The sequence below is a fragment of the Nocardioides fonticola genome (genome assembly GCF_039536805.1).
GTDB lineage: Bacteria > Actinomycetota > Actinomycetes > Propionibacteriales > Nocardioidaceae > Nocardioides > Nocardioides fonticola.
In genome coordinates this window covers 16,709-28,172 of record NZ_BAAAZH010000026.1, presented here as the reverse complement: position 1 = coordinate 28,172, position 11,464 = coordinate 16,709, and the positions used below count along the sequence as shown (strand labels likewise).

The window sequence follows — 11,464 nt, the reverse complement described above, 5'->3', positions numbered from 1 at the left end:
GCGCTCGGGTCGGGTTGAGGGATCTGCGCGAACGGATCCGGCCGACCGGCGGATCACGCGGTCAGATCCAGCCGCGGCGCCGGAACACGAGGTAGAGCACCAGGCTCACCACGCCCATCATCACCAGCGCGAACGGGTAGCCGTAGGTCCAGTGGAGCTCGGGCATGGAGTCGAAGTTCATGCCGTAGACCGTGCCGATGAGCGTGGGCGCGAAGAGGATGGCCGCCCAGGCCGAGATGCGCTTGACCTCCTCGTTCTGGTCGACGCTGACCGCGCTGAGCGCCTTCATCTCCTCGTTCTGCTGCTGGGCGACCAGCGTCGCGTTCACGGTGAGGATGTCGCGCAGCAGCTGGCGGAAGCCGTCGACCTGCTCGATGACGACCGTGAGGTGGTCCTCGACGTCGCGCAGGTAGCGCTGGAGCTCCTCGTCGGTTCCGTACTTCTCGAAGCCGGCCGTCAACGCCGCCACCACGGCGGCGAGCGGCCGGGTGGCGCGCTGGAACTCGATGACCTCGCGGGAGAGCTCGTAGATGCGCCGCGACACCCGCGGGTCGCCCTGGAACACCTCGGTCTCGATCTCGTCGATGTCGTTCTCCAGACCGGCGACGACCGGCGCGTAGCCGTCGACGATGCGGTCGAGGATCGCGTAGAGGATGGCCTCGGGGCCCAGCCGCAGCAGGTCGGGGTTGCTCTCCAGGCGTCGCCGCACCGCCGAGAGGTCGGGAGCCTCGCTGTGCCGCACGGTGATCACGAAGTCGGGGCCCACGAAGAGGTGCACCTCGCCGAACTCGACCTCCTCGACGTCGTCGAGGTAGCGCGCGGCCCGCAGGACGACGAACAGCGTCTCGCCGTAGCGCTCCAGCTTCGGGCGCTGGTGCGCCGTGATCGCGTCCTCGACGGCCAGCTCGTGCAGGTCGAACTCCGAGGCCACCTGCGCGAGCTCGTGGTGGTCGGGCCGATAGAGGCCGATCCAGCCGACGGCGTCCTCGGTCTCGCGCAGGGAGGAGAAGGTGTCGGCGAGGGTCGCGGGGCTCGCGACCCGATCGCCGTCCACGTAGACGGCGCTGTCGACCAGGCTGAGCCGCGCCGGCGTGTGCGCGGTCATCGGCGGCGAGGGGATCGGGGTGGTCGGGTCGGGGGCGCGACGCACCCGACCGGCGAGCGAGCGGATCGGGGTGCGCAGCGCGGTGAACGGACGCTCGGACATGACGCTCTCCTGAGGGCTCCTGAGGGCGGCAGCGACCCGGGCGCAGGTCGCTGCGAGGGACGACGGAGGGCCCGGTGCGAGCCGGGCGGACGCGTGCACGCGTCGTGGGTGATCGTGACCCTGCCGCAGCCGACGGCCGGCCTCATGAGGAGGTGGTGCCGGAGATCGGCTCCCGAGAACCGGTCAGGGCCGGTTAGGGCCGGTCAGGGGTCTGGCCACGGGTCTGGGACTGGGAGGTTCGCCGTCCACGGATCGCCACCCCCTTCGCCGCCGGTGCGGCCCGTCGTCGTGGGCCGTCTGGTCCGTTCGGAACCGCTGACCAGCCTAGCCCCGCCGACGCGCGGCGGCGAACCCTCGAGCGGGACGTCCGTCCCGGGGTGGGCATGGCCGGCTCGGGTCAATCCCCAGGGGTGGACGGCGACCGGTCGTCCCCGTCGTCCGCCTAGGCTCCGCAGGTGCCCGACGCCCTCTTCCGCCACGCCGGCGCGCTCGTCGACGACTACGCGGCGGTCGACTGGTCGGCCACCGCCCTCGGGTCGCCCGCGGCGTGGTCGACCACGCTGCGCAACACGGTCGCGCTCATGCTGCGCACGCGGTTCCCGGTGACCCTCATCTGGGGGCCCGAGCACGTGCTGGTCTACAACGAGGCCTACGTCGAACTGATCGGCGACAAGCACCCGGCCGCGCTCGGATCGCGCTGCGAGGAGATGTTCGACGAGGCCTGGCCGGTGATCGGGCCGCTGGTCGACGGCGTGATGACGCACGGCGAGGCGTTCTTCCTCGAGGACGCCGCCGTGCCGCTGCACCGGCACGGCTTCCTCGAGGAGTGCTACTTCACCTACGCCTACTCGCCGGTGACCAATGCGGCCGGCGAGGTCGAGGGGCTGATGGACATCGCCACCGAGACCACCCGCTCGGTGATCGCGCAGCGCCGGATCTCCCTCCTGGCCCGGCTCGGCGACGTGCTCGCCGATGCCACCGAGCCCGGCGTCGTGCTCACCGAGGCGTTGCGCCTGCTGCGTGAGGCGCACGACGACGTCGCGGCGGTCGACCTGCGGCCGGCGTCCGGCGACCCCGACCCGCGCGTCCCTGCGTCCCCGGGGACCCCGCTGGCCCACCGCGACCTGCTCGTCGAGGAGCGCGCCGGTACCCGGGTCTGCTGGTTGGCGCTGACCCCGGGGGCCGAGTTCGGCGCGGCGCTGCGGCTGCCGCCCGAGGAGGAACGGCCGGCCCTGGCCGTCGTCCCCAGCCCGATGCTGCCGATGGACGACGAGCACGAGAGCTTCCTGCGGCTGCTCGCCGCCACCATCGGCGCCGCCCTCGACCGGGTCGATGCCATCTCGCGCGAACGCCGCACCGCCGCCGCCGAGCGGGCGCTCTCCACGACCCTCCAGCGCAGCCTGCTGAGCGAGCCCATCCGCACCGAGCGGGTCGAGGTCGTGGTGCGCTACCAACCCGCGCTCGACATCGCCCAGGTGGGCGGCGACTGGCACGACTCCTTCCTGCTCACCGAGGGCACGCTGGCCCTGGCCGTGGGCGACGTCGCCGGTCACGACAGCCAGGCCGCCGCCGCGATGGCCCAGATCCGCAATCTGTTGCGCGGCATCGCGATCGCCGCGCCCGGCAGCCCGGCCGGCGTCCTGGGGGCGCTCGACCGGGCGCTCGACGGGCTCGGTGTCGTGGAGGTCGCCACCTCCGTCTACGCCGGCGTGCAGTCGCTGCCCGAGGGGCACCGCCTGCGCTGGTCGAACGCGGGCCACCCGCCGCCGGTGCTGCTCGGCCCCGACGGTGACGTGCGGCTGCTGGAGACCGAGCCCGACCCCCTGCTCGGACTCGTGCCCGAGATCGAGCGCACCGACCACGAGGAGCTGCTGTCCGACGACAGCCTCCTGGTGTTCTTCACCGACGGCCTGGTGGAGCGCCGCGACACCGGACTGGGTGCGGGCCTGGAGTGGCTCGTCGGCTGGATCGCCGCCTGGGCGGCGGAGAACCGGGTGCGGCGGCTCGGCGACGACGACCCCGACCGGCTGGCCGATGCCCTGCTCGCGGCTGTCGAGCCGCACGCCGAGGACGACATCGCGCTCGTCGTCGTCCGCACGCGCGCGCCGGCCTGATCAGCCCCGGCGGGTGTCGGGTGGCGGGTCGCCCGCCAGCTCGCGCAGGGCGAGCTTCCAGGCCTCGACGATCGCCGTGGTGCCCGCGCGCGGCGCGAGGATGCCGGCGAGGTGGGAGCCGGTGAGCAGGTCGATGGTGAACTGCACCAGCAGCCCGGCCCGCGGATGGTCGGCGCCGACGAGGTCGGTGACGCGGCGGTGCACGGTGGCGAAGATGCGGTCCTGGAGCGGCAGCAGGGCCTCGCGCAGGTCGGGGTCGGTGCGGGCCGCGACCCACAGTTCGAGGGCGGCCGCGTAGGCCGGCGAGCGCAGCTCGCGCCAGACGAGGTCGACGACGTCGTCCCAGCCCGCCGCGCCCGTCGCGGGGCTGACGGCCGGGTCGTCGCCGGCGCCGGTGATGACCTCCAGGCGGCGCTCGATGATGTCCTCGACCACCCCGGCCATGAGCGCGCTGCGGGTCGGGAAGTGGTGGAGCAGGGTGCCGCGGGCGACCCCGGCGCGCTGCTGGACGGCGCCCACGGTGGTGGCGGCGTAGCCGCCCTCGACCAGGCACCGGTAGGCGGCCTCGAGGAGCCGGGCGCGGGTCGCCGCCGAGCGGACCTGCTGCGTGCGACGGGGGGCGGCGGCCATGGGGTCAACCTAACGGCCGTAGCGTCCGAGCAGCGGTCACGGCTTGCCGGACCGGGGCGGATGCCCCACCATGGCGAAATCAGTCTGATCAGACGGAAAGTGATCCCGATGGCTCCCACCCCCGACCGACGACCGCGCGCCGGTCTCCCGCGCCGCCTCTCCCGCACCGTCGCGACCGTGCGCACCCTGGCCCCCGTCGCCGCCCAGACCGCGCGACTCGGGGTCGAGGGTGCGCTGGCCCGGGTCCGCCCGGGTGCCGCCGCACCAGCCGGGGACGGGCCCGCGGCCGCCGTCGAGCTGCCCGCACCGGCCGGCGTGGCCGACTACGCACGCCAGGTGAGCGCCAGCCGCGCGCTCGCCGCGACGCCGGAGGCGGTCGTCGACCTGGTGGCCGACCTCGACCGCGCCCACGAGTGGTTGACCCTGCACCTGGCGTGGCGCGGCGAGCGGCCGGCCCGCATCGAGACCGGCGCCGAGTTCACCCAGCAGATCAAGCTGATGGACATCCCCGCCCAGGCCCGCTGGCGGGTCGAGCGCGCCGACGCCGAGGGCTTCGCCCTGCGCGGCACCGGCCCGATGGGCATCACGGTGGGCCTGTGGTGCACGATCGCGCCCGCCCCCGGCGGCTGCGTCGTCCGTCTCGACGGTGCCCTCGACGGTTCCCCGGTCAAGGGACCGGTCGGCCTCACCGCGGTGCGCAGCGTCGAGGTCGCGCTCACCGATTCCCTCGCCGCACTCGCCGACCTGCTCGAGGACGCCGGCGGCCCCGCGCGGCTGCGGGTGGCCGACGAGCCCGTGCTCCACGCGGCGAGCGGCCGCCTGCTCGATCCCTCGACCCCGGTGGTCGTCGGCGTCGGGCAGGTCGTCGAGCGCACGCCCGATCTCGCGCACCCGGTCGAGCCGGTCGAGCTGGCCGTCCGCGCCCTGCGGGCCGCCGCGGCCGACGCCGGATCGACGCTCGGCGAAGGCCTGCTGGCCAATGCCGACCTCGTCTACGCCGTCCCCAGCGCCTCGTGGGTCTACCCCGACCAGGCCGGGGCGGTCGCCGCACTGGTAGGCGCCGAGGGCGCCTCGACCGTGCAGACCTCGCCCTACGGCGGCGACGGTGCCCAGCTGTCGGTCAACGACGCCGCGCAGCAGGTCGTCGACGGTCGCGCGCACGTCGTCCTCATCAGCGGTGCCGAGGCCGGGGCCACCGTCTCGGCGCTCCAGCGCGACGGCCGCCAGCCGGCATGGGACCGGCAGCCCGACGACGCCGCACCCGACCGGGTCATCGGCATCGACCGCCCGGCCAACAACGAGGCCGAGACCAGCGTCGGCCTCTCCGCGCCGATCTTCGTCTACGCCCTGCTGGAGTCGGCCCTGCGCGGCGCCTGCGGCCTCAGCGTCGAGAAGCACCGGGCGCGCATCGCCGACCTCTGGTCGCGCAACAGCGAGGTCGCCGCGGGCAACCCCTTCGCATGGGACCGCACGGCGCGCACCGCCGAGGAGATCGCCACCCCGACGCCGGCCAACCGCTGGGTGAGCGACCCCTACACGAAGCTGATGTGCGCCAACTTCACCGTCGACCTCGGGGCGGCGGTCATCGTCACCAGCGTCGCGGCCGCCCAGGCCGCGGGCATCGCCCAGGAGAAGTGGGTCTTCCTGCACGCCGGGGCCTCGGCCACCGACGAGTGGTTCGTCTCCGAACGGGCCGACCTCACCCGCAGTCCCGCGATCACCGCGGCGGCGTCCGCCGCCCTCGGGCATGCCGGCATCACCGCCGCCGACCTCGGCCCGGTCGACCTCTACTCCTGCTTCCCGGCCGCGGTGCAGCTGGGCGCCGAGGCCCTCGGCCTTCCCTGGGACGACGCCTCCCGGCCGCTGAGCGTGACCGGCGGGCTGACCTCGGCCGGCGGACCCGGCAACAACTACGGCCTGCACGCCGTGTCCAGCCTCGTGCCGCTGCTGCGCGAGCGGCCGACCGAGTACGGCCTGTCGAGCTCGCTGGGGTGGTACGCCACGAAGCACGCGCTCGGCATCTACGCCGCCACCCCGCCCGCCCAGCGCTTCGCCCACCTCAAGCCGGCCTTCGACCGGCCCCCCGCGCGTCCGGCGCGCACCGAGCTCGAGGGCACCGCCGTCGTCGAGGCGATCACGGTGCCCTACCGCCGCACCGGCGCCGCCGAGGCCGTGATCGTCTCGGCCATCACCGACGACGGCGCCCGGGTGCTGCTGCGCCGCGAATCCCCCGAGGACGTCGCCCTGCTCACCGGCACCGACGTGCTGCGCCGCCGCATCGCGCTCACCGACGGCGTCCTGACCCTCGTCGGGGGCGCGCGCTCGAAGCGGGTCGACCTGCCGCCCCCGCCGCCCGCGCCGCTGCGCACCGAGCGGCGGGGCGAGGACGGCGAGATCCTGCTCATCACCCTCGACCGGCCGCACGTGCGCAACGCCGTCGACCGGCCGATGGCGCTCGCCCTCGAGCGGGCCGTCGACGACGCCGAGGCCGACCCGACCGTGCGGGTGATCGTGCTGACCGGTGCCGACGGCACCTTCTGCGCCGGCATGGACCTCGCGGGCGCCCACCGTGGCGAGGTGCCGGTGACCGACCGGCGCGGGCCGCTGGGACTCACCGCCGAGCCGCCGGTCAAGCCCACCATCGCCGCGGTGGAGGGCGCCGCTCTGGCAGGCGGCTTCGAACTCGCGCTGTGCGCCGACCTCGTCGTCGCCGCCGAGGACGCGATCTTCGGGCTGCCCGAGGCCAAGCGCGGCCTGCTCGCCGCCGCCGGCGGTCTGTGGCGCACCGCGGTGCGGCTGCCGCGTCCGGTGGCGCTCGAGCTCGCCCTGGTCGCCGACCCGCTGCCGGCCGCGCGCCTGCACGAGCTCGGCCTCGTCAACCGCGTCGTCCCCACCGGGGGCGCGCTGGACGCCGCCCTCGATCTCGCCGCGCGGATCGCCGCCAACGCGCCGCTCTCGGTCAGCGTGGGCAAGCAGATCGTCGACACCGCGCCGACCTGGAGCCTCGCCGAGGGCTTCGAGCGGCAGAGCGAGATGGCGAGTCCCGTCGTGCTCTCCGACGATGCCCGCGAGGGCGTCGCCGCCTTCGCTGAGAAGCGCGCACCGCGATGGACGGGCCGATGAGGACGCCGCTCGCGACCCGGTCGGTGGTCGAGGTGGGAGGCGCCGTGGCGCCGAGCTGTCCGGTGATCGAGGTGCGAGCGCCAGCGAGCCGCGAGATCCCCGCACCGGTGCATGGCGGTGGGTACGGCGGGTGCGGTTCTCGCCGGGTCTCGTGGCTCCTCGCTGGCGCTCGTCGCACCTCGACCACCGGGTTCCCTGCGGTGGTCGAGGTGGGAGGCGCCGTGGCGCCGAGCTGTCCGGTGATCGAGGTGCGAGCGCCAGCGAGCCGCGAGATCCCCGCACCGGTGCAGGGCGGTGGGTACGGCGGGTGGGGGTCTCGCCGGGTCTCGTGGCTCCTCGCTGGCGCTCGTCGCACCTCGACCACCGGTGGCGCGGAGGTGACGCGATGAGCGGGCCGGTGCTGCCGCGGGTGGTGGCGTTGGGGCCGCGGCGGGTGGGGGAGGCGGTCGAGCGCGGACTCGACATCGCCCGCGCGCTGCGGGTGCTCCAGCGTGAGGGCCTGCTGGAGCCGCTGCGCCTGGACCGCACCCTCCGCAACAGCCGCGAGACGGTGCACCTCGGCCCCCTCACCACCGCGGTGCGGGTCGCGCGCCGTCGTACGCCGGACGCCGTGGCGCTGGCCGACGACCGCGGCGAGGTGACCTACCGCGAGCTCGACGACCGGGCGGCGTCGGTCGCGCACGGTCTGCTGGCCCTGCTCGGCCGGATCGAGCGCGAGCCCGAGGCGACCCCGGTCGTCGGCATCCTGTGCCGTGACCACCGCGGACCGGTGATCGCGCTGGCCGCGGCCGGGTACGCCGGGGCGCGTGCGGTGCTGCTCAACACCGGTTCGGCGGCGCCGCAGCTGGCCACGGTGCTCGCCCGCGAGGGCGTCGAGGTGCTGGTGCACGACGCCGACTTCGCCGACGTCGTCGCGCAGGCGTGCTCGGAGTCGGGTCAGCAGCTGCCGACCGTGGTCGCCGACGCGGCGCCCGCGGGTGACGTGCTCACCCTCGACGGCCTGGCCGACGCCGGCCCGACGTCCCCGCCGCCGTTGCCGGCGACGTCGGGCGGACTGGTGATCCTCACCAGCGGCACGACGGGCGTGCCCAAGGGGGCGCCGCGGTCGCGGATGAACCCCCTGCAGAGCGCCCAGGTGCTCGACCGCCTGCCCTTCCCGCACGGATGCACCGTGCTCATGGCGGCGCCGATCTTCCACGGCACCGGGCTCTCGCAGCTCTGCCTCGCCCTGGCGGCCGGCTGCCGCATCGTCCTCGCCCGCCGCTTCGATGCCGCGACGGCGGTCGCGACGATCAGGGCGGAGCAGGTGCGGGTGCTCGTCCTCGTGCCGACGATGCTGCACCGCATCCTCGCGCTCGACCCCGATCCGGCCGACCTCGCGAGCCTGGAACGCATCTACGCCGCGGGTTCCGCGCTGCCCGCGGCCCTGTGCGTGCGCACCCGCGAGCTGCTCGGCGACGTCCTCTACAACATGTACGGCTCGACCGAGGTGGGGGTCGCGGCGGTGGCGACCCCGCAGGAGCTCGCGCTCGCCCCGGGCTGCGTGGGCCGTGCGCCCGCGGCCGCGCGGGTGCTGCTGCTCGGCCCCGACCGGCGTCCGGTGCCGGACGGCGAGCCGGGCATCGTCTTCGTGCGCAGCGCACTGGCCTTCACCGCCTACACCGACGGCTCGGGCAAGGAGGTCGTCGACGGCTACGTCTCGACCGGCGACGTCGGTCGCATCGACGAGTACGGGCTGCTGCACATCGAGGGTCGCGAGGACGACATGATCGTCTCCGGCGGCGAGAACGTCGTCCCGGCCCAGGTGGAGGCGTTGCTCGCCGAGCACTCCGGGGTCGACGAGGTGGCCGTGGTCGGCGTCCCCGACGAGGAGTTCGGTCAGCGTCTGCGGGCGGTCGTCGTCCTGCTGCCCGGCGCGGTGGTCGAGGCCGAGGAGCTGCGCGCCCTGGCCCGCGAGCGCCTCGCGCGGCACGAGGTGCCCCGCGAGGTGTGGTTCGTCGCCGCGCTGCCGCGCAACCCGACCGGCAAGGTGCTCAAGCGGGTGCTGGCCGCGGCGGACTCGGTGGAGGGGATCGGCGGGTTCTGAGCCGGCTCCGCAGCCTCAGACCCCCGCCACCCGCTGCGGCAACCCGAAGATCGTGTGGACGCCGGGGCTGAAGGCGATGTGGTCGGGCTCGGTGTCGGTCAGGCCGGGGAAGCCCACGGAGGCCACGAGCTCGTCCTCCAGGCGCACCACCCGGGCGTCGTGGAGGGGCCAGGGCTCGTGCTGGTTGGGCACCCGCAGCGTGCGTCCGGCGATGCTGGTGTGCAGGCGCCACCGCGCGGAGAGGAAGTCGTCGAGCGGCGTGGCGGGCCGCGGGTCGCCGACCTCGACCTCCACCAGGCTGCGCGCCCGGACGCCGGGCCAGCGCAGCCGGGCGCGGTAGGTGTGGCGGACGCCGCCGGGGACGACGCGCGCGCCGTGCGACATCGAGGCCCAGCGGTACGGCACGCCGAAGCCGGCCCGCGCGGCGAGCACGACCGCCAGCCGGTCGGCGTCGAGGCTGAGGAAGACGACGCCGCGGCGGCCGTCGGCGTCGACGCTGTAGAGGCGCACGTTGGTCTCGAGGAAGGTGCCGAAGTAGGGCACCTCGCTGCGGCGTCCGAAGCCGGCGTCGACCATGTGGAACAGCACGAGACCCACGTAGGTCGCGCCGTCGTGGACGTCGGGGCGCACCCCCGGCGGCATGCGGTCGGCCACGCGCTCGGGGTCGACCGCCCAGTGCAGGTAGGTGAGGTCGCGCCAGTCCTGGTTCATCAGCACCGGGCCGCGCAGGACGGGCGCGTGCCGGTCGACGGGTTCGACGAGCGCGAGAGGGTCGAGCGGTTCCACGGGCACGCCTCCATGCTGACCGGCCCAGGCAAACCGCGGTGGCGTGGCGGTGCTGCGCCGGGGTGTTAGCTTCGCGCCCATGCTGCGCTTGAGCATCATCGCGCCCGCCGACCTCACCTCCCGCATCGTCGATGCGCTGGAGGACGACGAGGCCGTCTCGGCGCTGCTCGTGCAGCGCGGCGCGGCGGTCAAGCCCCCGGGCGACCTCATCACCTGCGACCTCGCCCGCGAGGGCGCCAACGAGGTGATCGACTTCCTGCGGGAGTGGCGGGTGCACGAGCGCGGCACGGTGCACATCGAGCACTCCTCGACGTGGATGTCGCGGGCGGGCTTCGAGGCCGAGCGGCGCACGCCGGGCAGCAGTGCGGACGCCGTGGTGTGGGCCGACGTCACCCAGCGCGCCTACGACGAGTCGGAGTTCAACTGGACCTACGTCTCCTTCATGACCCTGGCGACCCTCATCGCCTCGGTGGCGATCGTGCTGGACTCCCAGGTGCTCATCATCGGCGCGATGGTCCTCGGCCCGGAGTTCGTGCCGGTGGCCGCGATCGGACTCTCGGTGGTCCGGCGGCGCTGGAACCTGCTCCAGCAGGCGGTGAGCACGCTGTTCGGCGGGTTCCTGGTGGCGATCGTCCTCACCGCGCTCATCACATTGCTGGGGCGTTCGTGGGGATGGATCACGGTGGAGGACCTCGTGGTCCGGCCCGACACCGCGTTCGTCTACACCCCCGACCGCTGGTCGTTCGTGGTCGCGGTGATCGCCGGCGCCGCCGGGGTGCTTTCGCTGACCTCGGCGAAGGTGGGCGGTCTGGCGGGGGTCTTCATCTCGGTGACCACCGTGCCCGCGGCCGGCAACATCGCGCTCGGCATCGCCTTCGGGCTGCCGGAGGAGATCTGGGGCAGCACGCAGCAGCTGTTCCTCAACATCGCCGGGATGGCGATCGCGGGCTGGGTCACGCTCACGGTGCAGCAGGTGGTGTGGCACCCGCTGTCGGTGCGGCGGGCCCGGTTCATCGCCCGCCGCGGGCGGGCGGATCGTCCGGTCGACTGACCTGGGCGGCGGCATCCCGGGTCGCTGTGACGGCGCGGGCGAGCCAGCCTTCCACGACGGCGACCTCGTCGGGCGTCATGCCCTCGAGCGACCGGGAGAGCGAGGCGGCGAGCGGGCCGAAGTACTCGGTAGCGAGCTCGCGGGCGGTCGGCTGGAGGTGCAGCAGCTGGCGACGTCCGTCGTCGGGGTCGGGTTCGCGGACGACGTGCCCGGTGTCCTCGAGGCGGTGCAGGAGCGCGGAGGTGGCGGGCGCACTGAGGTCGAGGGAGGCCGCGAGCCGGGACGGCGTCATGGCCTCGCCCCGCTGCTCGGCCACCGACAGGTGCCCCAGGGCGTCGACGTCGGTCTGGTGCATGCGGTGGCGGCGTCCGAACCCCTGGGCGAAGCGGCCGAGTTCGACGGTGAGCTCCTGGAGCAGCATCGGGACGGCCGTGGGCGGCTGCTCCGCGTGCTCTTGGGTCATGCCT

8 protein-coding genes are annotated in these 11,464 nt (G+C 74.6%); 4 read left to right on the top strand and 4 right to left on the bottom strand.

What is annotated here, in order from left to right; all coding sequences use genetic code 11:
• Window positions 1–61: 61 nt before the first annotated feature.
• Window positions 62–1,207 (bottom strand): magnesium/cobalt transporter CorA, encoded by a 1,146-nt coding sequence (corA, locus tag ABD671_RS16725; protein ID WP_344734576.1) that lies wholly within the window; start codon window positions 1,205–1,207, stop codon window positions 62–64.
• A 455-nt stretch (window positions 1,208–1,662) separates the two neighbouring features.
• Between corA and ABD671_RS16720 the strand changes: the two genes are divergently transcribed.
• Entirely contained in the window at window positions 1,663–3,321 is a 1,659-nt protein-coding gene (locus tag ABD671_RS16720) for a PP2C family protein-serine/threonine phosphatase (RefSeq protein ID WP_344734575.1), read from the top strand.
• Here ABD671_RS16720 and ABD671_RS16715 read toward each other — a convergent pair whose 3' ends face one another.
• A complete protein-coding gene (locus ABD671_RS16715; protein WP_344734574.1) occupies window positions 3,322–3,951 on the bottom strand; it encodes a TetR/AcrR family transcriptional regulator in 630 nt (209 codons plus the stop codon). It lies immediately after the preceding gene.
• Between the two features lie 108 nt (window positions 3,952–4,059).
• On the opposite strand from ABD671_RS16715, the gene ABD671_RS16710 reads away from it, so the two are divergent.
• Window positions 4,060–7,074 carry a type II toxin-antitoxin system Rv0910 family toxin gene (locus ABD671_RS16710; RefSeq protein ID WP_344734573.1) on the top strand — a complete coding sequence of 1,005 codons (3,015 nt, stop codon included), beginning with the start codon at window positions 4,060–4,062 and terminating at the stop codon, window positions 7,072–7,074.
• A 385-nt stretch (window positions 7,075–7,459) separates the two neighbouring features.
• Window positions 7,460–9,160, top strand: a complete 1,701-nt coding sequence (locus ABD671_RS16705; protein ID WP_344734572.1) for an AMP-binding protein — start codon at window positions 7,460–7,462, stop codon at window positions 9,158–9,160.
• Between the two features lie 15 nt (window positions 9,161–9,175).
• Here ABD671_RS16705 and ABD671_RS16700 read toward each other — a convergent pair whose 3' ends face one another.
• Window positions 9,176–9,952, bottom strand: a complete 777-nt coding sequence (locus ABD671_RS16700) for a YqjF family protein (protein ID WP_344734571.1) — start codon at window positions 9,950–9,952, stop codon at window positions 9,176–9,178.
• A 73-nt stretch (window positions 9,953–10,025) separates the two neighbouring features.
• On the opposite strand from ABD671_RS16700, the gene ABD671_RS16695 reads away from it, so the two are divergent.
• Window positions 10,026–10,997, top strand: a complete 972-nt coding sequence (locus ABD671_RS16695; RefSeq protein ID WP_344734570.1) for a DUF389 domain-containing protein — start codon at window positions 10,026–10,028, stop codon at window positions 10,995–10,997.
• Here ABD671_RS16695 and ABD671_RS16690 read toward each other — a convergent pair.
• Entirely contained in the window at window positions 10,957–11,460 is a 504-nt protein-coding gene (locus ABD671_RS16690; RefSeq protein ID WP_344734569.1) for a MarR family winged helix-turn-helix transcriptional regulator, read from the bottom strand. The two genes, ABD671_RS16695 and ABD671_RS16690, sit on opposite strands and share 41 nt — an antisense overlap.
• Window positions 11,461–11,464 lie beyond the last annotated feature (4 nt).